This window comes from Pseudomonas sp. Pseusp9, assembly GCF_059491265.1.
On sequence record NZ_CP168500.1, the window covers coordinates 5,423,360 to 5,447,612 of the forward strand.

21 protein-coding genes and 1 other RNA gene are annotated in these 24,253 nt (G+C 60.7%); 4 read left to right on the top strand and 18 right to left on the bottom strand.

Features of this window, described 5'->3' with window-relative positions:
* The first annotated feature begins 145 nt into the window (after positions 1-145).
* Both ACEN8E_RS24615 and ACEN8E_RS24620 read left to right on the top strand, forming a co-directional pair.
* Complete coding sequence (locus ACEN8E_RS24615) at positions 146-370, top strand: hypothetical protein (protein WP_495593389.1); 225 nt, start codon at positions 146-148, stop codon at positions 368-370.
* 247 nt (positions 371-617) lie between these two features.
* Positions 618-2,120: a sensor domain-containing diguanylate cyclase gene (locus tag ACEN8E_RS24620; RefSeq protein WP_495590220.1), complete on the top strand. Its 1,503-nt coding sequence runs from the start codon at positions 618-620 to the stop codon at positions 2,118-2,120.
* A 174-nt stretch (positions 2,121-2,294) separates the two neighbouring features.
* Here the strand turns inward: ACEN8E_RS24620 and lpxC are convergent, their stop codons facing one another.
* The 18 genes from lpxC to rsmI form a co-directional block, all read right to left on the bottom strand.
* Positions 2,295-3,206, bottom strand: coding sequence for a UDP-3-O-acyl-N-acetylglucosamine deacetylase (gene lpxC, locus ACEN8E_RS24625; RefSeq protein WP_008016709.1), 912 nt, complete (start codon positions 3,204-3,206; stop codon positions 2,295-2,297).
* A 112-nt stretch (positions 3,207-3,318) separates the two neighbouring features.
* Positions 3,319-4,512: a cell division protein FtsZ gene (gene ftsZ, locus ACEN8E_RS24630; protein ID WP_057397991.1), complete on the bottom strand. Its 1,194-nt coding sequence runs from the start codon at positions 4,510-4,512 to the stop codon at positions 3,319-3,321.
* Between the two features lie 73 nt (positions 4,513-4,585).
* Positions 4,586-5,845: a cell division protein FtsA gene (ftsA, locus tag ACEN8E_RS24635; protein WP_007989901.1), complete on the bottom strand. Its 1,260-nt coding sequence runs from the start codon at positions 5,843-5,845 to the stop codon at positions 4,586-4,588.
* A 15-nt stretch (positions 5,846-5,860) separates the two neighbouring features.
* Entirely contained in the window at positions 5,861-6,727 is an 867-nt protein-coding gene (locus tag ACEN8E_RS24640; RefSeq protein WP_495590221.1) for a cell division protein FtsQ/DivIB, read from the bottom strand.
* Positions 6,728-6,731: 4 nt separating this feature from the next.
* Positions 6,732-7,715 carry a D-alanine--D-alanine ligase gene (locus ACEN8E_RS24645; protein WP_495590222.1) on the bottom strand — a complete coding sequence of 328 codons (984 nt, stop codon included), beginning with the start codon at positions 7,713-7,715 and terminating at the stop codon, positions 6,732-6,734.
* Complete coding sequence (murC, locus tag ACEN8E_RS24650) at positions 7,712-9,172, bottom strand: UDP-N-acetylmuramate--L-alanine ligase (protein WP_008016705.1); 1,461 nt, start codon at positions 9,170-9,172, stop codon at positions 7,712-7,714. The genes ACEN8E_RS24645 and murC overlap by 4 nt, the downstream gene beginning before the upstream one ends.
* Positions 9,165-10,235: an undecaprenyldiphospho-muramoylpentapeptide beta-N-acetylglucosaminyltransferase gene (gene murG, locus ACEN8E_RS24655; protein WP_495590223.1), complete on the bottom strand. Its 1,071-nt coding sequence runs from the start codon at positions 10,233-10,235 to the stop codon at positions 9,165-9,167. Before murG ends, murC begins: the two co-directional genes overlap by 8 nt.
* Positions 10,225-11,442, bottom strand: coding sequence for a putative lipid II flippase FtsW (gene ftsW / locus ACEN8E_RS24660; protein ID WP_495590224.1), 1,218 nt, complete (start codon positions 11,440-11,442; stop codon positions 10,225-10,227). The genes murG and ftsW overlap by 11 nt, the downstream gene beginning before the upstream one ends.
* Positions 11,439-12,785 carry a UDP-N-acetylmuramoyl-L-alanine--D-glutamate ligase gene (murD, locus tag ACEN8E_RS24665; protein ID WP_495590225.1) on the bottom strand — a complete coding sequence of 449 codons (1,347 nt, stop codon included), beginning with the start codon at positions 12,783-12,785 and terminating at the stop codon, positions 11,439-11,441. The genes ftsW and murD overlap by 4 nt, the downstream gene beginning before the upstream one ends.
* Before the next feature lie 6 nt (positions 12,786-12,791).
* Positions 12,792-13,874 (bottom strand): phospho-N-acetylmuramoyl-pentapeptide-transferase, encoded by a 1,083-nt coding sequence (gene mraY, locus ACEN8E_RS24670; protein WP_007998264.1) that lies wholly within the window; start codon positions 13,872-13,874, stop codon positions 12,792-12,794.
* A complete protein-coding gene (locus ACEN8E_RS24675; RefSeq protein ID WP_495590226.1) occupies positions 13,874-15,241 on the bottom strand; it encodes a UDP-N-acetylmuramoyl-tripeptide--D-alanyl-D-alanine ligase in 1,368 nt (455 codons plus the stop codon). The genes mraY and ACEN8E_RS24675 overlap by 1 nt, the downstream gene beginning before the upstream one ends.
* A complete protein-coding gene (locus ACEN8E_RS24680; RefSeq protein ID WP_495590227.1) occupies positions 15,234-16,697 on the bottom strand; it encodes a UDP-N-acetylmuramoyl-L-alanyl-D-glutamate--2,6-diaminopimelate ligase in 1,464 nt (487 codons plus the stop codon). Before ACEN8E_RS24680 ends, ACEN8E_RS24675 begins: the two co-directional genes overlap by 8 nt.
* Positions 16,697-18,436 (bottom strand): peptidoglycan D,D-transpeptidase FtsI family protein, encoded by a 1,740-nt coding sequence (locus tag ACEN8E_RS24685; RefSeq protein WP_495593390.1) that lies wholly within the window; start codon positions 18,434-18,436, stop codon positions 16,697-16,699. Before ACEN8E_RS24685 ends, ACEN8E_RS24680 begins: the two co-directional genes overlap by 1 nt.
* Positions 18,436-18,729, bottom strand: coding sequence for a cell division protein FtsL (gene ftsL / locus ACEN8E_RS24690; protein WP_008016694.1), 294 nt, complete (start codon positions 18,727-18,729; stop codon positions 18,436-18,438). The genes ACEN8E_RS24685 and ftsL overlap by 1 nt, the downstream gene beginning before the upstream one ends.
* Complete coding sequence (gene rsmH / locus ACEN8E_RS24695; protein WP_495590228.1) at positions 18,726-19,673, bottom strand: 16S rRNA (cytosine(1402)-N(4))-methyltransferase RsmH; 948 nt, start codon at positions 19,671-19,673, stop codon at positions 18,726-18,728. The genes ftsL and rsmH overlap by 4 nt, the downstream gene beginning before the upstream one ends.
* Positions 19,670-20,125 (bottom strand): division/cell wall cluster transcriptional repressor MraZ, encoded by a 456-nt coding sequence (gene mraZ / locus ACEN8E_RS24700; RefSeq protein ID WP_007917012.1) that lies wholly within the window; start codon positions 20,123-20,125, stop codon positions 19,670-19,672. The genes rsmH and mraZ overlap by 4 nt, the downstream gene beginning before the upstream one ends.
* Before the next feature lie 401 nt (positions 20,126-20,526).
* An RNA gene (rnpB, locus tag ACEN8E_RS24705) (RNase P RNA component class A) lies at positions 20,527-20,880 on the bottom strand.
* A 76-nt stretch (positions 20,881-20,956) separates the two neighbouring features.
* The gene (gene rsmI, locus ACEN8E_RS24710) at positions 20,957-21,862 is read right to left on the bottom strand and encodes a 16S rRNA (cytidine(1402)-2'-O)-methyltransferase (protein ID WP_495590229.1); all 906 of its coding nucleotides are present in this window, start codon (positions 21,860-21,862) and stop codon (positions 20,957-20,959) included.
* A gap of 177 nt (positions 21,863-22,039) precedes the next feature.
* Between rsmI and ACEN8E_RS24715 the strand changes: the two genes are divergently transcribed.
* Positions 22,040-23,851, top strand: a complete 1,812-nt coding sequence (locus tag ACEN8E_RS24715; RefSeq protein ID WP_495590230.1) for a penicillin-binding protein activator — start codon at positions 22,040-22,042, stop codon at positions 23,849-23,851.
* The gene (locus ACEN8E_RS24720) at positions 23,851-24,213 is read left to right on the top strand and encodes a YraN family protein (protein ID WP_495593391.1); all 363 of its coding nucleotides are present in this window, start codon (positions 23,851-23,853) and stop codon (positions 24,211-24,213) included. The genes ACEN8E_RS24715 and ACEN8E_RS24720 overlap by 1 nt, the downstream gene beginning before the upstream one ends.
* Positions 24,214-24,253 lie beyond the last annotated feature (40 nt).

Consider the following 24,253-nt stretch of genomic DNA (forward strand, 5'->3'; position numbering starts at 1 on the left):
GGTGCGGCTGCATACAAATATGTGGCCAAACAACTATTGCTGTTGCCGCAACAGTCCTTTCATGAATCCGCTCTTTTTCCCCTCGCTCAAGATCCTTATCTTTGCCCGCACCAAACAGCACTTGCCAAGCAAGAAGGTTTTAAAGATGTCCAACAGTATGGGTATTGCCAGCGCTTTCGTTTTGTCCTCTTTGTTCCTGTCGCCATTGGCGATGGCGGAAGAATCGCAGACTTTCGTCGCGCATAACGCCGCACGCTCTGCGGCGTTCGAAGAGCATCAGATCGAGATGACGGCCAAGGCTGCGCAAGACGCCCAAGCCCCGCAAGCATCCAGCACCCAGGCCCAGCCAGGGGCCGAAAAAGACAGCTGACCCATACCTGTCACGCCTGTTTCCCTCGACACTTTTCATCGGCTCTTCCCTTCGAAAAGTTGTCTTAAAGCCGCTGCTGTCAGCGGCTTTTTTTTATCGTGGCGACTCAACTTTCATTGCAATCCCTGCAACGAAAGACACTGACACCCACGTCAATGATCAATCCTTCAAACAACGGAAGCGATTCACTCGGCTGCTACGTTTATGCAACTACGCTTATTACGTCCATCCAGCAGACGTCAGCCCTATGACCGCAAGCCGCACCCGACCTATTCAAGGCCCGCCCGGGCGACCCCAGATCATGGTGATCTTCGGCAGCACCCTGACAGTCATCTCGATCCTGTGCATCGTCACGTTCCTGCTGATCCGCGAACACACTTACGCCCAGCAGACCGCCACACGCAGTGCAACCACCATTGCGCAACTGATCGATGCTGATGTCCTGCGTACGGTCGAGCTCTATGATTTGACCTTGCAGGGCCTGATCGCCGCCGCCCAACGGGACGACCTGAAACAGGTATCGCCACAGATCCGTCATCTGGTGCTGTTCGACCGCTCCACCACCGCGCGCTACAAAGGCGACATCCTGCTGCTGGACAAGCACGGCGATGTGCTGGCCGACTCATCGTTGATCGAACCGAAACCGGGCAACTTCGCTGATCGCGACTATTTCCTGGCCCATGTTTCCAATCACGACACCGGCATGTTCATCAGCCGACCGTTCAAGCCGCGCTGCGATTGCGATGACAGCGACGAATGGCGCATCAGTTTCAGCCGACGCATTTCCTCACCCACGGGTGAGTTTCTGGGGGTCGCGGTGGCGTCGATGCGCATGAGTTACTTCGATCAGCTGTTCAACAGCCTCGACATCGGCACCGGCAGTACGCTGGCCATCATCAACAATGACGGGATTCTCCTGGCGCAGAAACCGTACCGGGAACAAAACTCCATCGGCAAAAGCTTCTCCAACCGTCCCAACGTCGTACGCATGCTGCAGGAGCGCAACGGTACCTTCGAAAGCGTGTCGAGCGTCGACCATCAACGGCGCCTGTACACCTTTTCCCGGGTCGGCAATTTGCCGCTGACCGTCATCGTGGCCCTTTCCATCGATGAAGTGTTCGCCACCTGGAGCCGCACGGCCTATGTGATCAGCGGTGCTACCGGGGTGTTGTGCATCGGTTTGTTCTGGCTGACCTGGCTGCTCTGCCGAGAGCTGCGCCTGCGCCAACATGCCGAACAGGAACTGGCGCAACTGGCGGCCACTGACGCCTTGACCGGTGTGGCCAACCGTCGATCCCTTGACCAGACCCTGCGCCATGAATGGTTTCGCGCGCAGCGCAGCGGCAAGCCGTTGTCTTTGCTGATGATCGATGCCGACCATTTCAAGGCCTTCAATGACCGGCACGGGCATCAGGCCGGCGACGACGCCTTGCGGGCATTGGCCGAGGTCATCCGCGCCAATGTCCATCGCCCCGCAGACCTGGTGGCGCGCTATGGGGGCGAAGAGTTTTCGGTGATTCTGGCCGAAACCGGCAGTGAAGGCGCGCGGCAGATCGCCGAACATATCCGTGGGGCGGTGCAAAAACTGCCATTGGTGGATCCGGGTGAGCCGCCGATGAGCGTCAGTATCGGCATTGCCACCTGGACGGTGGCCAGCGATATCAACCTGGAGCAATTGCTGTTCAGTGCGGACAAGGCGTTGTATCAGGCCAAGGATGGGGGGCGTAATCGGGTGGTGTGCGCCAAATAGGATTTTTACTGGATGGGCCGGCGCCTTCGCGAGCAGGCTCGCTCCCACAATTGACCGCGCCCCTCCTGTGGGAGCGGGCTTGCCCGTGAAGAGGCCGTCACTGCCACCATAGAAATCAGGGCATAAAAAAAGGCCACCCGAAGGCAGCCTTTAAAAACTAGAGAGGTTTTTTGCTTACACGGCCGCAACCGGGCGCATGTAAGAGATCGGTGCAGTGCTGGCGTCTTCGAACGTCACGACTTCCCAGGCATCTGTCTGCTCAATCAACTTGCGCAGCAGCTGGTTGTTCAGTGCGTGGCCGGACTTGAAGCCCTTGAACTCACCAATCAGGCTATTGCCCAGCAGGTAAAGGTCACCAATTGCATCGAGAATCTTGTGCTTCACGAATTCGTCTTCATAGCGAAGGCCGTCTTCGTTCAGTACGCCATCGGCGTCGACCACAATTGCGTTTTCAACACTGCCGCCGAGTGCGAGGTTGTGCTTGCGCAGGTACTCGATGTCACTCATGAAACCAAAGGTACGGGCGCGGCTGACTTCTTTTACAAACGAAGTGCTGGAAAAATCCACGCTTGCACTTTGTGTGCGGTCACGGAAAACCGGGTGATCGAAATCGATCTCGAAGCTCACCTTGAACCCGTCGAAAGGGACGAAAGTAGCGCGCTTGTCGCCATCTTCCACTGTCACTTCACGCAGGATGCGGATGAACTTCTTGGCGGCGTCCTGTTCTTCCAGGCCAGCCGATTGAATCAGGAATACGAAAGGTCCGGCGCTACCATCCATGATCGGAACTTCGGACGCGGAGAGCTCGACGTAGGCGTTATCGATGCCCAGGCCTGCCATGGCCGAGAGCAGGTGCTCTACCGTGTCCACTTTGACGTCACCGTTAACCAGCGTGGTCGACATAGTGGTTTCACCAACGTTTTCCGCGCGGGCAGGAATCTGCACCACGGGATCGAGGTCGGCGCGACAAAACACAATGCCGGTGTCGACAGGCGCTGGCTTGAGGGTCAGGTAGACCTTCTCCCCGGAGTGCAGGCCGACACCTGTGGCACGGATAATATTCTTCAGGGTGCGTTGTTTAATCATGGCATGGGCCGCTTCAGCGCAAATTGCGAACTGGTATCAACAAAGGCTGGCGATGATAGCAGACCAGACCTTTGCTGAACACCAATCACCCGAATACCCCTGATACATTTCATCAATCGGCCTGTCGACGCAGGAAAGCCGGGATGTCCAGGTAATCCAGGTCATCTTGCGGATTCATCTTCGCGGCAGCCGCAGCACCGGCCTGGGCCTGGTTGCGCATGACGGTCGGACGGTCCAGGTCACGGTAGTTCACCGCTGGAGCTTCCTGACGAACAGGGGCCTGCTGTTGTGGCTGTGCAGCCATCGAGGTGTGGACGGTGTTGTCGATGACCTTCACAGGCTTCTCGATTTTAGCGCCTAAACCTGTGGCAACTACAGTCACGTGCAGCTCGTCGCGCATGTCCGGATCGATAACGGTACCGACCTTGACCATCGCGTGCTCGGAGGCGAATGCCTCGATGATGCTACCCACGTCGGAGTATTCACCCAGGGACAGATCCGGACCGGCGGTAATGTTCACCAGGATGCCGCGAGCGCCTTGCAGGTTCACGTCTTCCAGCAGCGGGTTGCGAATGGCCGCTTCGGTGGCTTCGCGTGCACGGTTCGGACCGCTTGCGCAGCCAGTGCCCATCATCGCCATGCCCATCTCGCTCATCACGGTACGCACGTCGGCGAAGTCGACGTTGATCATGCCCGGACGCTTGATGATGTCGGAGATACCGCGAACGGCACCGGCCAGTACGTCGTCAGCCTTGGCGAAAGCCGACAGCAGGCTTGCGTCTTTACCGAGGATGGTCAGCAGCTTCTCGTTGGGAATGGTGATCAACGAGTCAACGCTTTCGGAGAGCATGCGGATGCCTTCATCGGCGATCTGCATGCGCTTGCGGCCTTCGAACGGGAACGGACGGGTCACCACCGCAACGGTGAGGATGCCCATTTCCTTGGCCACTTCGGCGATGATCGGCGCAGCACCGGTACCGGTACCGCCGCCCATGCCAGTGGTGATGAACACCATGTTGGTGCCGGCCAGCACTTCGGCAATGCGCTCACGGTCTTCCAGAGCGGCTTGACGGCCGACTTCAGGGTTGGCGCCAGCGCCCAGGCCCTTGGTCACGCCGGTGCCCAGTTGCAGGATGGTGCGCGCGCCAATGTTTTTCAGCGCTTGAGCATCGGTGTTGGCGCAGATGAACTCGACGCCTTCGATGTTGCTCTTGACCATGTGGTTGACAGCGTTGCCGCCGCCACCGCCGACACCGATAACTTTGATTACCGGGCTTGCGGGGATGTTGTCTACGAGTTCGAACATTTTCCCTCTCCTTTACATTCTCTAGTTTTTTCGCCTACTGCGTGCTTCGGTGTAACGGTGTAGCGGTAAATCTTCAGAAATTGCCCTGGACCCACTTCTTCAGGCGGTCCAGCAGCGGAGCCTGTGGCTCTTCGTTGCTGTAGCTGTCGCGGCTGCCGATGCCCGAGAACGAGATGCCGTCGGACTGCTTCTGCAGGCCGTACATCAACAGGCCGACGCCGGTGGAATAGATCGGGTTGCGTACTACGTCATCCAGACCTTTCACGCCATGAGGCACGCCCAGGCGGACCGGCATGTGGAAAATTTCCTCGGCCAGTTCGGTAGCGCCTTCCATCTTCGACGTACCGCCGGTCAGCACAATGCCGGCCGGGATCAGGTCTTCGTAGCCGCTGCGGCGCAGCTCGGCCTGGATCAGCGTGAACAGTTCGTCGTAGCGCGGCTCGACCACTTCGGCCAGGGCCTGGCGGGACAGCTCGCGCGGCGGACGGTCGCCAACGCTTGGCACCTTGATGGTTTCACCGGCACCGGCCAGCTTGGCCAGGGCGCAGGCGTAGCGAATCTTGATTTCTTCGGCGTACTGGGTCGGAGTGCGCAACGCCATGGCGATGTCGTTGGTCACCTGGTCGCCGGCAATCGGGATCACTGCGGTGTGACGAATCGCGCCTTCGGTGAAGATCGCGATGTCGGTGGTTCCGCCACCGATGTCCACCAGGCACACACCCAGCTCTTTCTCGTCATCGGTCAGCACCGAGTACGCGGAAGCCAGCTGTTCGAGAATGATGTCGTCGATTTCCAGACCGCAGCGACGCACGCACTTTTCAATGTTCTGTGCGGCGTTGACGGCGCAGGTGACCACGTGGACCTTGGCCTCCAGACGCACACCGGACATGCCCAGCGGCTCGCGGACGCCTTCCTGGTTATCGATCACGTAGTCCTGCGGCAGGGTGTGCAGCACGCGCTGGTCAGCCGGGATCGCCACGGCCTGGGCCGCATCGAGCACGCGCTCAAGGTCCGCCGAGCTGACTTCGCGATCACGAATCGCCACGATGCCGTGGGAGTTCAGGCTGCGGATGTGATTGCCAGCCACGCCGACGAACGCCGAGTGAATGCGGCAACCAGCCATCAGCTGCGCTTCTTCGATCGCGCGCTGGATCGATTGCACGGTGGACTCGATGTTCACCACCACGCCTTTTTTCAGACCTCGGGACGGATGGGTGCCGATCCCGACGATTTCCAGCGTGCCGTCGTCCGCGACCTCGCCCACCAGCGCCACCACCTTGGAGGTGCCGATATCGAGACCGACGATCATTTTGCCGCTTTGCACGTTTGCCATGGGGTCCTGCCTCTCTTAATTCTTCGCGACAGCGGGTTGGGCTGTCGTAGGCGCTACAGGTTCCCGCCAGCCAACGGCGAGGCCGTTGGCGTAGCGCAGATCGATGCGCGCAATGTTCGTAATCTGTTCTTTGAGCGTCTTGTCATAGATGGCAATGAAGCGGCGCATCTTTTCCACCTGGTTGCCGCGTCCCAGCAGCAGTTCGATACCCGGGCCGGCACTGCCGGGGCCGGTGGTCAGGAACCAGCTGCCGCGATCACGCAACTCCAGGCGCGCAATCGAGAAGCCCAGCGGCCTGAGCATCTGGCTCAATACCTGGTATTGCTGCATCACTTGCTGCTGGGCCCGCTGTGGGCCGAACAGTTGAGGCAAGTGTTCGTAATTCGCCAGCTCACGCGGCGTAAAAGCCTGCCCCTGGTTGTTCAACAGCGATTCGTCGCCCCAACGGGCCACCGGCAGTTGTTCTTCCAGGCGGATCACCACCTGATCCGGCCACACCCTGCGCACTTCGGCATGGGCAATCCATGGCATCGTTTCCAGCTCGGTGCGCATGCTCGCCAGGTCGATGGTGAAGAAGCTCGACGCCACGTACGGAGCGATCCGCTGCTGCACCGCTTGCTGGCTGATGTAACTCAAGTCGCCCTGCACGTTGATCCTGGTGATCGGCCGGTCGGCATACGGCAACAACCGTGTCGCGCCTTCGTACGTACCGAACCCCAAAGCCACCAGCACTACCGGCCAGAACAGGCTTTTCAGAAAGCCGAAATTGGCTTTCGGCAGGCGCACGGACATCGGCTCTTTGGCCACCATTCGGCTGGCACCCCGTGGCACCGGCTTGCGGCCGGGTGCGGGTGGCTGATGTCTGAGCTGAGCGCCTTGCATGGCCTTAACCTCTCGTCGACTCTTGGTTACCGGCAGTGTTGCCGGCAACGCTCTCGGCCAGAATGGCCAGAACCAGTTGCTGGAAATCCAGACCGGCGGCACGGGCCGCCATCGGCACCAGGCTGTGATCGGTCATGCCCGGTGCAGTGTTGACTTCCAGGAACCAGAACTGTCCATCGGCGTCCTGCATCACGTCTGCCCTACCCCAACCGGCGATACCCAACGCTTCACAGGCTTTCGCCGTGAGGTCCATGAGTTCCTGTTCCTTGGCGCTGTCCAGTCCGCACGGAATGCGGTACTGGGTATCGTTGGCGATGTACTTGGCGTCGTAGTCGTAGAAGCTGTGCGTCGTGCCCAGGGCAATCGGTGGCAACACCTGGTCACGCAGGGTGGCGATGGTGAACTCCGGACCGTGGATCCATTGCTCGACCAACACTTGCGAATCGTAGGTACTGGCCGCTTTCCATGCGTCGATCAACTCGGACGCAGAAATCACTTTGGCCATCCCGATACTTGAACCTTCATGGGCCGGTTTGACGATCAAAGGGAAGCCCAGTTCCGTCGCCGCCGAAATACAATCGGCCTCGCTGCACAGGACCGCGTGACGTGGCGTCGGAATGCCCAGGCTGTGCCAGACCTGCTTGGTGCGCAGTTTGTCCATGGCCAGGGCCGAGGCCAGGATGCCACTGCCGGTGTACGGAATGCCCAGGCATTCGAGCAGGCCCTGCATGCTGCCGTCCTCACCGCCACGACCGTGAAGGATGATGAAGGCGCGGTCGATTTTTTCGCTCAACAGCCGCTGCAGCAGGTCATCGCCCACGTCGAGGCCGAATGCGTCCACACCGGCGCTTAGCAGCGCGTCGAGAACGGCGTTGCCCGACTTCAGGGAGACTTCACGCTCGGCACTCTTGCCGCCGAACAGCACGGCGACGCGGCCGAAATCTTTCGGCGCGATCGTGGAGACCAGGTTGGCGTAGGCAGCAGTCATTTCAATGTCCCCTTCTCCGGCGCGGCAACAGCCCCGGCGAACAACTCACTCTTCAGCAGTTTCGGTGCGAGACCGCCGATATCACCGGCGCCCTGGCACAAAAGGATGTCGCCAGCGCGCAGCAGCGGCTTGACCACTGGCGCGAGGTCGACACCACGCTCGATGTAGATCGGGTCGAGTTGGCCACGCTGGCGGATGCTGTTGCACAGCTTGCGGCTGTCGGCACCCGGAATCGGCTCTTCGCCGGCCGGATAGACTTCCATCAGCAGCAGTACGTTGGCGTCGGCCAGCACATTGACGAAATCGTCGTACAGGTCACGGGTGCGGCTGTAACGGTGCGGCTGGTAGACCATCACCAGGCGGCGCTCCGGCCAGCCACCGCGTACGGCCTTGATCACGGCCGCGACTTCCGTCGGGTGGTGACCGTAGTCGTCGACCAGCATCACATTGCCGCCGTCCACCGGCAGTTCGCCGTAGACCTGGAAGCGTCGGCCGACACCCTGGAACCCGGACAGGCCCTGGACGATGGCTTCATCGCTGACGCCTTCGTCGGTGGCAATGCAGATGGTTGCCAGAGCGTTCAATACGTTGTGGTTACCCGGCATGTTGACCGAAACATCCAGCGGCTCGCGGTCGGGGCGCAGCACGGTGAAGAAGGTCTGCATGCCTTGCTGGCGTACATTGATGGCACGCACGTCGCAGTCTTCGCCGAAGCCATAGGTGACTGTCGGGCGCTTGACCAATGGCAGGATTTCACGCACCACCGGATCGTCCAGGCACACCACCGCCAGACCGTAGAACGGCAGGTTGTGCAGGAACTCGACGAAGGTTTTCTTCAGTTTGTTGAAGTCACCGTCGTAGGTCGCCATGTGATCGGCGTCGATGTTGGTGACCACGGCCACCAGCGGCTGCAAGTGCAGGAAGCTGGCGTCGCTCTCGTCGGCTTCGGCAATCAGGTAGCGGCTGGTGCCAAGCTGGGCATTGGTACCCGCAGCATTCAGGCGGCCACCGATGACGAACGTCGGGTCCAGGCCACCGGCCGCGAACACCGAAGCGATCAGGCTGGTGGTGGTGGTTTTGCCGTGGGTACCGGCAACGGCGATACCGTGGCGATAACGCATCAGCTCAGCCAGCATCTCTGCCCGCGGCACCACCGGAATACGGCGCTCCAGCGCGGTAGCGACTTCCGGGTTGGACGTGTTCACGGCACTCGACACCACCAGCACGTCGGCGGCAGCGGCGTTCTCGGCACGGTGGCCGATGAAGATCTGCGCCCCGAAGGACTCCAGGCGTTCAGTCACAGGCGAAGCCTTGAGGTCGGAACCCGACACCGCATAACCCAGGTTCAGCAACACTTCGGCAATCCCGCACATGCCCACACCGCCGATACCGACGAAGTGGATGCGACGGATACGGCGCATTTCCGGTTGTGGCATGGCTTTCTGACTCTCAACCATGGGCCACCTCCAGGCAGCTGTCGACCACGTTACGGGTGGCATCGGGTTTGGCGAGGCGGCGTGCCGCGGCAGCCATTTCGTTGAGTCGTTGTGGTTGCATCAGGACCTCTGTCAGGCGAGCGGCAAGATCCGCTGCGCCAGTCGTTCTTTGCGGCATCAGGAAGGCTGCGCCTTCACGGGCCAAATATTCGGCGTTGCGGGTCTGGTGATCGTCGATGGCGTGAGGCAAAGGCACCAGCATCGAGGGCAGACCGGCGGCGGCCAGTTCACTGATGGTCAGCGCGCCTGCGCGACAGACCACCAGGTCGGCCCAGCCATAGGCTTGGGCCATGTCTTTGATGAAAGGCTGCACCTGCGCCTCGACGCCAGCCGCGCGATAGCGCTCTGCAGTCACTTCATCGTGGTTTTTGCCAGCCTGATGGAACACTTCCGGACGCAAATCGGCAGCGACTTGCGACAGGGCTTCAGGCAGCAACTTGTTCAACGGTTCTGCGCCCAGGCTTCCGCCCAGAATCAGCAAACGCGCCTTGCGACCGGCCAGGGCAGGTCGCGATGTCTCGAGGAACAGCTCGCTGCGCACCGGATTACCGGTGGTCCGGCGGCTGCCCGACAGGGTAAAGGTGTCGGGGAACGCTTCACAGACTCGGGCGGCCAACGGCACCAGCAACCGATTGGCGGTACCGGCCACGGCGTTCTGCTCGTGAACGATCACCGGCACACCGGCCAGTTTGGCCGCAACACCACCAGGACCGGTCACAAAACCACCAAAGCCCACGACGCAGACCGGTTGCAGACGGCGAATGATCGCTCGTGCCTGCCAGACCGACTTGAACAACATGAACGGTGCCTTGAGCAGCGACAGCTTGCCCTTGCCGCGCAGACCGCTGGCATTGATCCGGTGCAGCTCGATACCGGCCGCCGGCACCAGGTCGTTCTCGATGCCACGCGGAGTGCCAAGCCAGTGCACGGTGTAGCCGCGTGCCTGGAATTCCCGGGCACAGGCCAGCGCCGGAAACACGTGGCCACCGGTACCGCCGGCCATGATCATCACGTTAGCGCCCATGGTTCGGCTCCTCGGCGAAGTCGCTTTCATGGAACTCCATCTCTTCGCTGCCCAGGTGGGTTCGACTTTCCCACTCGATGCGCAGCAACAAGCCGAGACAGGCGCAGCAAATAACCAGCGAACTGCCGCCATAACTGAGGAACGGCAGGGTCAGCCCCTTGGTTGGCAACAAGCCTACGTTCACGCCGATGTTGATCAGGAATTGACCAATCCACAGGAACGACAAGCCGTAGGCGACGTAAGCGGCGAAAAACTGCTTGGCCTTTTCAGCCCACAAACCGATGTACATGCCACGAATACACACGAAGACGAACAGTGCCACGGTGCACAGCGAACCCACGGCACCCAACTCTTCGGCCAGCACCGAGAACACGAAGTCGGTGTGGGCTTCCGGCAGGTAGAACTGTTTCTGTACGCTGTTGCCCAGGCCAACGCCCAGCCATTCGCCCCGACCGAAAGCGATCAATGCCTGGGACAACTGATAGCCGGCACCGAACTGGTCCGCCCATGGATCGGCAAAGTTGGTCAGACGCGCCATTCGATACGGCTGCATTTGAATCAACAGCACCACCGCTCCGACAGCCAGGACCACCATCAGGGAAAAACGGAACAGCCCGACGCCGCCAAGGAACAGCATCGCCGCCGCCGCCCCCATCATCACGACGGTGGCACCGAAGTCCGGCTCCATCAGCAGCAGGCCCGCCATCGGCAGCAGCACGATGAACGGCTTGAAAAAGCCCATCCAGCTTTCCCGCACTTCTTTCTGGCGACGCACCAGATAACCGGCGAGGTAGATCACCACGAACACCTTGGCGATCTCGGAAGGCTGGACGTTGAAGAAACTGAAGCCGATCCAGCGCATCGAGCCGTTAACCTCACGGCCGATTCCCGGAACGATCACCATCACCAGCAAACCGAATGCACCCAGCAGCATCAGCCAGCCCAGGCGTTGCCAGGTGGCAATCGGGATCATCATGGTGACGATGCAGGCACCCAGGCCCAGCACCACGTAGATAAGGTGGCGAATCATGTAGTACAAGGCGCTGCCCGACTGCACGGCCGCCACTTCGGTCGATGCCGAGGCAATCATGATCAGCCCCAGGCCGAGCAACGTCAGGCAACCGGCGAGCATCGGGAAATCGAGGTCGATACCGCGCCCGGTGATGATCGGCGACGGGTACGGTTTGATGATGCCTCTCAGGCTCATGCCAGATCCTCCACGGCTTGGACGAACTGGTGACCACGGTCTTCGTAGTTCTTGAACATGTCGAAACTGGCGCAGGCTGGCGACAGCAGCACCACGTCGCCCGGTTGCGCGGCGGCGCGGCACTGCTCGACCGCTTCGATCAGGGAGCCGGCGCGGATCATCGGCACGGCGTCGCCGATGGCCTCGCCGATCTTGTCGGAGTCGCGGCCCATCAGCACCACGGCGCGGCAGTTGGCCGCTACCGGAGCCCGCAGGTCCTTGAACTCCGCACCCTTGCCGTCGCCACCGGCGATCAGCACGACCTTGCCCTCGATGTCCGCACCCAGACCTTCGATGGCGGCCAGCGCGGCACCGACGTTGGTGGCCTTGGAATCGTTGTAGTAACCCACGCCATCGAGGTCACGGACCCATTGGCAGCGATGCTCGAGGCCGGCGAAGGTGCGCAGACTCGACAGCATGGCATCGAACGGCAGGCCGACGGCATGACCCAGGGCCAGGGCCGCGAGGGCGTTGGACTGGTTATGGGCGCCGCGAATCTTCAACTCGCGCACTGACATCAGGTTCTGGAACTCGAAGGCCAGGTATTTCTCGCCATCTTCTTCACGGATGCCGAAGGCTTTGAAATCCGGTTTGTTCAGGCCGAAGGTCCAGCACGGCTGGCCCTCGCCGACCAGCGGACGGGTCAGCGCATCCTGACGATTGACCACGAACTGTTTCGCGCCACGGAAGATTCGGTGTTTGGCCAGGTGATAGGCCGGCAGACCGCTGTAGCGATCCATGTGGTCTTCGCTGATGTTGAGCACGGTCGCCACTTCGGCGTTGAGCTGGTCGGTGGTTTCCAGCTGGAAGCTCGACAGTTCCATCACGTACAGCTCGACGTCGTCACTGAGCAGATCCAGCGCCGGGGTGCCGAGGTTGCCGCCCACCGCGACGCGCTTGCCGGCCGCAGCCGCCATTTCGCCGACCAGGGTGGTGACGGTGCTTTTCGCGTTGGAGCCGCTGATGGCCACGATCGGCGCCTTCGCGTTACGCGCGAACAGCTCGATGTCGCCGGACAGTTTCACGCCACGGGCGGCGGCGGCCTGCAGGGCCGGGGTCGCCAGGGCCAGGCCGGGGCTCACGTAGAGCTCATCGGCACGGCACAGGAACTCGACGTCCAGCTCGCCACAACGCACTTCCACGTGCGGATAGTCACGCTTGAGCGTGGCCAGTTCCGGTGGATTTTCCCGCGTATCGGCCACCGCAAACGCCACGCCCCGGTTCGCCAGGAAGCGAACCAGGGACATGCCGCTCTTGCCGAGGCCGACAACGATGCGGAAGTGGTCAGAAGCGATCAGAGACACGAATTTCTACCTCAGCTTCAGGGTGGCAAGGCCAATCAGCACGAGAATCACGGTGATGATCCAGAAACGGACGATCACGCGTGGCTCGGGCCAGCCCTTGAGTTCAAAGTGGTGGTGAATGGGCGCCATGCGGAATACGCGGCGACCGGTCAGTTTGAAAGAGGCGACCTGAATGACCACGGACAGGGTTTCCATCACGAACACGCCGCCCATGATGAACAGGACGATTTCCTGACGGACAATCACCGCGATGGTGCCCAGGGCCGCGCCCAGCGCCAGTGCGCCGACGTCGCCCATGAAGACTTGTGCCGGATAGGTGTTGAACCAGAGGAAACCAAGGCCCGCACCGATCAGGGCACCACAGAACACGATCAATTCGCCCGCGCCCGGTACGTAAGGAATCAGCAGGTATTCGGCGAATTTCACGTTACCCGACAGGTAGCAGAAAATGCCCAGGCCGCCGCCCACCATCACTGTCGGCATGATCGCCAGGCCATCGAGGCCGTCGGTCAGGTTGACCGCATTGCTCGAACCGACAATCACGAAATAGGTCAGGACGATGAAACCTGCGCCCAGCGGAATGCTGTAGTCCTTGAGCATCGGCAGGATCAGCGTGGTTTCCACTGGAGTGGCGGCAGTCACATACAGGAAGATCGCTGCGCCCAGGCCAAATACCGACTGCCAGAAATACTTCCAGCGACTTGGCAGGCCACGGGAGTTTTTCTCGATGACCTTGCGGTAGTCGTCGACCCAGCCGATGGCGCCGAACAGCAAGGTCACCAGCAGTACGACCCAGACGTAACGGTTGCTCAGGTCAGCCCAGAGCAGGGTGCTGACACCGATGGAGGACAGGATCAGCGCGCCACCCATGGTCGGTGTACCCGACTTGGACAGGTGCGACTGCGGGCCGTCGTTGCGAACGGATTGACCGATCTGACGGTTCTGCAACGTGCGGATCATCCAGGGGCCATAGCACAGCGACAAGACCAGCGCGGTCAGTACACCAAGAATCCCGCGCAGGGTCAGGTACTGGAAGACCGCGAAGCCTTTGTAGAACTGTTGCAGATACTCCGCTAGCAGCAGCAGCATTAATGTTTCTCCAGACTGGACTCGCACAAGGCGGCGACGACGTTTTCCATCGCAGCGCTGCGCGACCCCTTGATCAAAATGGTGGTGTTTGTGTCTTGCTCGGCGTCCAGGGCCTTGATCAGTTCAGCCTGCGTGCTGAAGTGAAAAGCCTGAGGACCGAATGCGTTCACGGCGTGAGCCATCATTGGCCCGACGGCGTACAGCGCAGAAACCTTGCCACGGGCGTACGCGCCCACGTCGCGGTGCCCCTGCTCCGCCCAATCGCCCAACTCGCCGATATCTCCGAGCACCAGGACGGTGCGACCGGAAAAGCCGGCCAGTATATCAACGGCAGCGCACATGGAGGTGGGGTTCGCGTTGTAAGTGTCATCGATCACGCGCATGCCGTTGCTGGCCAATTGCGCTACGGTGCGCCCCTTGACCGGTTGCACCGCGCCCAGGCCGGTAGCGATGCCCAACAGCGACACACCCAGAGCATGAGCGGCCGCCGCGGCGGCCATGGCATTGGCGACGTTATGGGTGCCGAGCAGATTCAGTTGAACGCGCTCCACACCTTCAGCGCTGTGCAGATTGAACGCCGGGCAACCACGGGCATCGGTGGCCAGGTCACTGGCGTGGAAATCCGCCTGAGTGTTGCTCAGGGCGAACGTCAGCACCTTGCGGGCGCCTGCGCGGGCTTTCCAGATACCAAACGCCTTGTCATCGAGATTGAGCACGGCGACGCCATCGGCCGCCAGCCCTTCGATGATTTCGCCCTTGGCCTCGACGATTTTCTCCGGCCCGCCGAACTCGCCTACGTGGGCGGTTCCTGCGTTGTTGAGGATCGCCACATGTGGCTTGGTCAGCCCAACGGTGTAAGCGATTTCACCCAGACGCGATGCGCCCAACTCGATCACCGCCGCGTCGTGTTCCGGGGCGAGTTCGAGCAGGGTCAGCGGCACGCCGAGGTCGTTGTTCAGGTTGCCACGGGTCGCCAGTACCGAACCGCGGGTACGCAGGATGCTTGCGAGCATTTCCTTGACCGTGGTCTTGCCGCTGGAACCGGTGACGGCGGCGACAGGCTTGGTGAACGCCGCACGATTCAGCGCGCCCAACTGGCCGAGAGCCTGGCGGGCGTCCTTGACCAGCAATTGCGGCAAGGTGCTATCGGCGACTTCGCGCTCGACCAATGCGGCGACTGCACCTTTGGCGGCGACTTCATTCAGGTAGTCATGACCGTCAAAACGCGGACCGGCCAGGGCAATGAACAGTTGGCCCGGCTTGATCGCGCGACTGTCGATGCTGACGCCGTCGAAGCTGGCATCGGTGGACACCAGGCGAGCACTCAGCACGCCAACCAGCTCGCTCAGTTTCAAGGCCTCAAGCATGGGCCACCTCCCACGCGGTCAAGGCGCGATCAGCCTCGACCAGATCGGAAAAGGCATGACGCTCGCCGTTGATTTCCTGATAGTCCTCGTGACCTTTACCGGCCAGGACAATCACGTCATCCACCGAGGCACTGGCGATCAAGCGGGCAATCGCCTGACCGCGACCGGCAACGAACTCCACTTTATCCACAGCGGTGAAACCGGCTCGGATGTCATCGAAAATCACCGAGGGGTCTTCCGTACGCGGATTGTCATCGGTGACCAGCACGCGATCGGCCAGACGCTCGACCACCTCTGCCATCAGCGGACGCTTGCCGCGATCACGGTCACCGCCACAGCCGAACAGGCATAGCAGCTTGCCTTTGGCGTGTGGGCGCAGAGCCAGCAGCACTTTTTCCAGGGCATCCGGGGTGTGGGCGTAATCGACCACCACCAACGGCTGCGAGCCACCACCCAGACGCTGCATGCGACCGGCCGGGCCTTCGAGCTTCGGCAGCACCTGGAGGATTTCGTCAAGGGCGTAATCCAGACCGAGCAACGCGCCGACCGCCGCCAGGACATTGCTCAGGTTGAAGCGACCGAGCAAAGCGCTACGCAACAGATGCTCGCCCTGCGGCGTGACCAGCGTGGCGCGCACGCCTTCGTCGTCGAATTGCGCCTGGCGGCAATACAGGTAGGCACTGGAATCTTCCAGGCTATAGGTGATCAGTCGCGACTCGCGCTTGTCCGCGGCCAATTGCCTGCCGAACCCGTCGTCGAGATTGACCACGCGGCATTTCAAATCATTCCAGGCAAACAGCCTGGCCTTGGCTTCGCCATAGGCCTGCATGGTGCCGTGGTAATCCAGGTGATCGCGGGACAGGTTGGTCATCACCGCCACATCGAAGGCCAATGCCGTCACACGGCCCTGGTCCAGGCCATGGGAAGAAACTTCCATCGCCACGGCTTTGGCCCCGGCCTTTTTCAGGTCCGCCAGGGTGGCTTGCATGGCAATCGGATTCGGCGTGGTATGCAGGCCGCTTTCCAGCGCGCCATAGAAACCGCAACCGAGCGTGCCGACCAGGCCGCAGTGCTGGCCAAGCAGGTCCAGTGCCTGGGCGACCAGTTGGGTCACGCTGGTCTTGCCGTTGGTACCGGTGACACCCACCAGATTCAGGTGATGACTCGGCTCGCCATAAAAACGCCCGGCGATGTCCGACAACTGGGCCGCCAGCCCCTTGACCGGAATCAGCGGCACTTCAGTGATCGGCAGGACCGTGACGCCTTCGACTTCATAGGCCACTGCAGCAGCACCGCGTTGCAAGGCGTCGGCAATGTGCGCACGCCCATCGAACTTCCCGCCAGGCACGGCGAGGAACAGATCACCTGCGCGCACATTGCGGCTGTCCAGGGCGAGCTCGCGAATCAGCAGATCGTGGCCGGCGTGAGGGAAAATCTTGTTCAGGCTCAGAGACATCAGCCGCGCCCTCCATTGGCTTTCAGCGGAACGACCGGTGTAGCGTTCGCTTGTTGAGTAGGTGGCAGGTTGTCCGGCGTGATGTTCATCAGGCGCAGGGTGCCCGACATCACGCGGCTGAACACCGGCGCGGAAACCAGGCCACCGAAGTAACCGGCCTTGGTCGGCTCATCGATGACGACCACGATGGCGTAACGCGGATCGCTCATCGGGCCGAAACCGGCGAACAGCGAACGATAGGAGTTCTCGGCGTACCCCTTGGTACCAACCGATGTTTTACGCGCAGTACCAGACTTGCCGCCCACGTGATACGCCGGCACTTGCGCACGGAACACACCGCGCGGGGCCTCGATCACTTGCTGCAACATGCCTTGCATGGTTTTCGCGACGGCCTCCGGCAACACCTGGGTGGTTTGCGGCGCTTTGTCGGTCTTGATCAACGTCAAAGGTGCGAGGCGACCGTTGTTGGCCAGGGCCGAGAAGGCGTGGACCAACTGGATCGCGGTCACGGAGATACCGTAGCCATAGGACAGCGTGGCGGTTTCCGCCTTGCGCCATTCGCGGTAGTTCGGCAGGTTGCCGACGCGCTCGCCCGGGAAGCCCAGACCGGTGTCCTGGCCGAGGCCGACTTTCTGCGCCAGGCGGAAAATCGTTTCGCCGCCGATGTCGAAGGCGACCTTGCTCATGCCGACGTTACTGGAGTTGATCAGAATGCCGGTCAGGTCGAGCACCGGGCCTTCGGTCTTGGATACGTCCTTGATGGTGTACTTGCCGATCTGCAACGAGCCCGGATACACCTCGACCGTGTCGCTTGGTTTCCAGCGGCCGGTTTCGATCGCGGCGCTCATCGAGATCGCTTTCATGGTCGAACCGGGTTCGAACACGTCGATCATTGCGCGGTTACGCATCATCGCCGGCTGCAGGTTGCGACGGTTGTTCGGGTTGTAGGTCGGCTGGTTGACCATCGCGAGAATCTCGCCGGTCTTCACATCCATGATCACCAGGCTGCCGGCCTTGGCGCCGTTCTCGATGATCGCGTTGCGCAATTCGCGGTTGGCCAGGTATTGCAGGCGCAGATCAATGGACAACGCCAAGGGCTTGCCGGCCTTGGCGTTTTTGGTGACCTGGACATCCTTGATCAGCCGGCCGCGCCGGTCCTTGATCACCTGACGCTTGCCAGGGACCCCGGCCAGCCACTCGTCGTAGGCCAGCTCGACACCTTCACGACCGTGATCGTCGATATCGGTAAACCCGACCATATGAGCGGTGACTTCGCCGGCAGGATAAAAGCGCCGGAACTCTTCGATGCCGTAGACACCCGGCACCTTCAGGTCGAGCACGGCTTGCCCCTGCTCCGGCGTCAGCCCGCGCACCAGGTAGATGAATTCTTTGTTGGCCTGGGCTTCAAGCCGCTCGGTCAGGGCCTTGGGGTCTTGCCCCAGCGCTGCAGCCAGTGCTGGCCACTTGTCTTTCTCCAGCTGCATTTCTTTGGCGTTGGCCCACAGCGTGGTCACCGGGGTACTGACGGCCAGAGGCTCGCCGTTACGGTCGGTGATCAGACCACGGTGAGCCGGAATCGGAATATGACGGACACTGCGCGCATCGCCCTGACCTTTAAGGAAGTCACGGTCGACGACTTGCAGGTCGATGATACGCCAGGCAATCGCGACCACCATGACGCCGAGCAAACCCAGGACCACGCGGAACCGCCAAGGAAAGAGTGCACCTTCGAGTTTCATCATGGCGCCACCATTTTCACGTCAGCGGCACCGGGTATGTGCATTTTCAATTGTTCGGTGGCCAGCACTTCGATACGACTGTGGGCGGTCCAGGTACTCTGCTCCAGAATCAACCGGCCCCACTCGGCTTGCGCCTTGTCGCGCACGCTCAATTCGTTGTACAGCGTATTCAATAACTGGCGATTCCAGTGGGCGCTATAAGACACGCCGATGGCCGAAACGAGCACGGCAACAAACAGCAGCAGCATGAAGAAGCTTCCGCCGGGCAAAGGCTTGGCGAAAAGCTTGCTCACCGCAGCTTCTCCGCCACACGCATGACAGCGCTACGGGAACGTGGGTTGGCTTTGAGTTCGGCGTCGGAGGCCGTCTGCGCTTTGCCATGGACTTTGATTTTCGGTTCGAAGGCGACGTGCCGAACCGGCAGGTTGCGCGGCAGGTTGTCGGCTTCGCCTTTCACCAGCTTGCGCATGAACAGTTTGACGATGCGGTCTTCCAGCGAATGGAAGCTGATCACCACCAGACGACCGCCCACTTCCAGGCATTCCAGCGCGGCTTCGAGGCCGGCCTCCAGATCACCCAGTTCGTTGTTGACGTGAATACGCAATCCCTGGAAAGCACGGGTTGCAGGGTTCTTGCCCTTTTCCCACGCAGGGTTGGCGACTTTCAGGACTTCTGCCAGGTCACCGGTGCGCTCGAATGGCTTGATGTCGCGACGTTCGACCACGGCACGGGCCATGCGACCGGAGAAACGCTCTTCGCCGTATTCCTTGAACACGCGGGCGATTTCTTCCACGGGTGCGGTGTTGACGAATTCGGCAGCGCTGATGCCACGGGACGGATCCATGCGCATGTCCAGCGGACCATCATTCAGGAAACTGAAACCGCGCTCAGGGTCGTCAAGCTGTGGCGAGGACACGCCAAGATCCAGCAGAACGCCGCTGACCTTGCCGGCCAGACCGCGCTCGGCGACTTCCGAACCAAGCTCGGCAAAGCTGCGCTGCACAACGACAAAGCGGCCGTCTTCGGCCGCTAGCGTCTGCCCGGTGGCAATCGCTTGTGGATCTTTATCGAATCCGAGCAACCGGCCATCGGGGCCGAGTTGGCTGAGGATCAACCGGCTGTGCCCGCCGCGTCCGAACGTGCCGTCCAGATAGCAGCCATCAGGACGTACGGCGAGAGCCTCGACGGCTTCGTCAAGCAGTACGGTGATGTGGTTAAAGCCGCTATCAATAGTCACAGGATCAAATCACGCAGTTCGTCAGGCATGGCGCCCGGTTGTTGAATAGCAGCCAGGTCAGCGGCAGAAACCGCGTTCCAGGCATCCTCGTCCCACAATTGGAACTTGTTCAGCTGGCCTACCAACATCGCGCGCTTATCCAACTTGGCATATTCACGAAGACGCGGCGGAACCAGGAAACGACCACTGCCATCGAGCTCGAGGTCGACGGCATTACCAATCAGTAAACGTTGCAGGCGGCGGTTCTCTTCGCGAAGCGAAGGCAGTGCGCGCAGTTTGGTTTCAATTATTTCCCACTCATCGAGCGGATAAACACACAAACAAGGATCAACGGCATCAATTGTTACGATCAATTGACCGGAACTACGCGAATCGAGCTCGTCACGGTACCGGCTCGGCATGGCGAGACGGCCCTTTGCATCGAGACTGATAGCGTTGGCTCCGCGAAACACGTCAGCGTTTCTCCAAATTCTAGCGTTTTGAGTTCAAAAAACCCACTTCATGCCACTTTCCGCCACTTGCGCACACTATAGGAATGCGCCCACCACACCGTCAAGGCGCGGATCAAAGGAAAACCCTTACAGAACTGAGATTTAGGAGCATTAACGGAGGGGCAACGAGAATCCAGCAGATGAAACTGCCCGATAACTTGAATCAGCACAGGAGGCTGCATTCGGAAGTTAAAGTAATTTATTAAGAGTAAGATTTTTTCGGTATTACAAAAGAGGTTCTGCTGACGATTGTGCAAGGAGGGAAATGGCTACTATGCGGAGTTTATGCGACCACCCCAATTACGGGCTCATTGCTACCACCAGCACCCTGCTCAACAATTTAAGCAGAGGGGTGAAAAAAGGTGGAGAGTCGATCTGTAAGCCGGGTTCTGTCTTGAACAGTCATTCGTCTACGATGGCCATCACTGGACATCTTTAGCAACCTACCCGGTCCCAGCGCGGGCCACGCCTTGGGACCCTATTTGGTCTTGCTCCAAGTGGGGTTTACCTAGCCACGAACTGTTACCAGACGTGCGGTGCGCTCTTACCGCACCTTTTCACCCTTACCGGCGCCGAAGCGCTTAGGCGGTTATTTTCTGTGGCACTTTCCGTAGGCTCACGCCTCCCAGGCATTACCTGGCACTTCGCCCTATGGAGCCCGGACTTTCCTCCCCCCCCTAATTTTCATAGAGGGCAGCGACTGTCCGATCGACTCTCCGCCGCGAAGGTTACCGGCAGAGCGCCCGAAGAACAAGCGCCAAGCGCCCTTCAGCACGCCTGTGCGTCGGGTTTTTACTCGGCTTTCTGTTTATCCAGGGCAATCTGGTACAGCACATTCTTTCGTTCGCCGGTGATTTGCGCCGCCAAAGCCGCCGCCCGCTTGAGCGGCATCTCTTCGAGCAACAGGTTGAGGATGCGCATCGCCTCGCTGCTGACGGCGCCCTCCTCCTCGGGGGCAGACCAGCCCGCCACCAACACCACGCACTCGCCGCGCTGCTGATTGCTGTCCGACTCGACGAATTCGCGCAACTCAGCCAGCGGCAGCCCCTTGAGCGTTTCAAACGTCTTGGTCAACTCACGGGCAAGCAGCGCCGGGCGCTCGGGGCCGAACACCAGTTCCATGTCTTGCAGGCATTCCAGAATGCGATGGGGAGCCTCATAGAAGATCAAGGTGCGAGGCTCTTCCTTTACCTGCTCCAGGCGCACCCGCCGCCCCACCGCCTTGGCCGGCAGGAAACCTTCGAAAATGAATCGGTCGGAAGGCAGCCCCGCCGCGGACAATGCTGCGATCAATGCGCAGGCACCCGGAACCGGCACCACATCAATACCCGCGGCCCGAGCCTGCCGCACCAGGTGATAGCCCGGATCGGAAATCAGCGGCGTCCCGGCGTCGGAGATCAACGCCACATTGTCACCGGCAAGCAGACGAGTGATAAAACGACTACCTTCATCCCTTTCGTTATGCTCATGGCAGGCTGCCAATGGTGTCGAAATGCCGAAGTGTTGCATCAAACGCTGGGAATGACGGGTGTCTTCCGCGGCGATCAATGCCACTTCACGCAGAATCTTCAGCGCCCGCGCACTGATGTCATCCAGGTTGCCGATGGGCGTCGCCACCACATAAAGCGAGCCAGCAGCGGAATTCAAAGCACCTGGAGCAGTCAAAGCGCACACCTCATGATCGGTAAAAGTCGCCATTGTAGCGCGTAGCGAGACACACGATACGCGCAAGCAATCGAGGTATCGCCGACCGTTTGCGCACTGGCGCAACATTTTCACCAGCTAAATTGATCGATTCACGCCACTAACATCGCGCCCCGGCCAGTGCTTGGGTACAATTCCACGCTAATTTGATCGAGTATCAGGAACGCTTACATGATCGCTTGCCTGCGGCTGTTATCTGCCCTCTGCCTCGCTGCCTTGCTGGCGGCTTGCGCCAGCTCGCCCTCCTCCAGCCTTGGCGAACTTCCACGGACACCGGACGCCAGTATCGAGCAACTGCTTGCGAAGGCCGCCCAAAGCAAATCACCGGAAGATGCCGCCCTGCTGCGCTTGAGCGCTGCCGACCTGGCCTATCACCAGGGCAATGCCGGCCAGTCCGCGCAAATCCTGCAACAGGTTCCGATCGAGCAGCTCAAGCCGGGCCAACAGGTTTTCGCCAACACTCTGGCGGCTGAACTGGCCATGACCCGCAATCAGCCCAAGGCAGCGCTGACGGCCTTGAGCCATCCAAGCCTGCAGCGCTTGAGCGAACTGCCGGTAGAGCAACAGGTGCGCACCGGCACCGTTCACGCCCGCGCACTGGAAGCCGATGGCCAGACCCTCGCCGCTGCTCGCGAGCGCATTTTCATTGCCCCGATGCTCAAAGGTGAAGCCGCGAGCAAGAACCACGAAGCCATCTGGGCCCTGATCGCTTCGCTGCCGACCGACCAGTTGCAGCCGAACACCACCGACGACCTCGGCGGCTGGATGGCCCTGGCGCTGGCCGTGAAATCCGCCGGCACCCTTGAGCAGCAGCAGGCCGCCATCGATAACTGGCGTGCGCAGCATCCGAAGCACCCGGCCGCCCTTCAATTGCCGCAGCCACTGACCCAACTCAAGGAACTGGCCAGCCAGCCCCTGAACAAGATCGCCCTGCTGCTGCCTCAGGATGGCCCCTTGGCCTCGGTCGGCAAAGCACTGCGCGACGGTTTCATGGCCGCTCACTACCAGGCACAACAGGCCGGGCAGAAACCACCTGCCATCGAGTTTTATGACAGCTCGCACCTGACCTCCATGGACGAGTTCTACCGCAAGGCCCAGGCCGATGGCGTGCAACTGGTCGTAGGACCGCTGGAGAAGCCGCTGGTCAAACAGCTGAGCACTCGTCCGCAATTGCCGATCACCACGCTGGCGCTGAACTACAGCGAAGGCGATCAAGGCCCGGCGCAGCTGTTCCAGTTTGGCCTGGCCGCTGAAGACGAAGCCCGCGAAGTGTCGCGCCGCGCTCGTGCCGACGGCCTGCATCGCGCAGCCATCATGGTGCCGAAAGGCGAATGGGGCGACCGCGTGCTCAAGGCGTTCAGCCAGGACTGGCAAGCCAATGGCGGCAGCATCGTCGCCACTGAACGCGTCGATCAGCCGGTCCAATTGGCCCAGCAGATTGCCGACATGTTCCAGCTGCGTCAGAGCGAAGGTCGCGCCAAGAGCCTGCAAAGCACGGTTGGCTCGCAAGTAGCAGCCCAGCCATCGCGCCGCCAGGACATCGAGTTCATCTTCCTGGCAGCAACACCGCAACAGGCCCAGCAGATCAAACCGACCCTGAACTTCCAGTACGCTGGTGATGTTCCGGTCTACGCCACCTCCCACGTGTTCAGTGCCAGCGGTGACGTCAACCAGTACAACGACATGAATGGCATCCGCTTCTGCGAGACGCCATGGTTGCTGGACGCCAACGACCCACTGCGCCGCCAGGTCACCGCCCAGTGGCCACAAGCCGCCGGCAGCCTGGGTCGTCTGTATGCCATGGGCGTGGATGCTTATCGACTGGCACCACGCCTGGGCCAACTCAAGTCTCTGCCGAACAGCCGAATCGACGGTGAATCGGGCAGCCTTGGCATGACTCAGAGCCAGCGTGTCGTGCGCCAGTTGCCATGGGCCCAATTCGCCAATGGCCAGGTTCAGCGCCTGCCGGACACCGCTCGCTGATGCCCGACAGGTCACGCCGGCAAAGCGGTAAGGATGCCGAGCGCCATGCGCTCGAGCATCTTCAACAACAGGGTCTGCGCCTGCTGGCGCAGAACTGGTTGTGTAAACGCGGCGAGCTTGATCTGGTCATGCTAGATGGCGATACAGTAGTATTCGTTGAAGTCCGTTACCGAAAAAACACTCAATGGGGTGGCGCGCTCGATAGCATCGATGAGCGTAAACGGCAAAAACTGATTTTCGCCGCGCAGTATTTTCTTCAGTGCGAGTCGCGCTGGGCCAATTCCCCTTGCCGCTTCGACGTGATTGCCATCGACAGCAACCTCGATCAGTTGAACTGGCTACAGAATGCCTTCGACGGCTGATTGCCGGCATTGCGAACCGGACACTATCACCCAACACTTT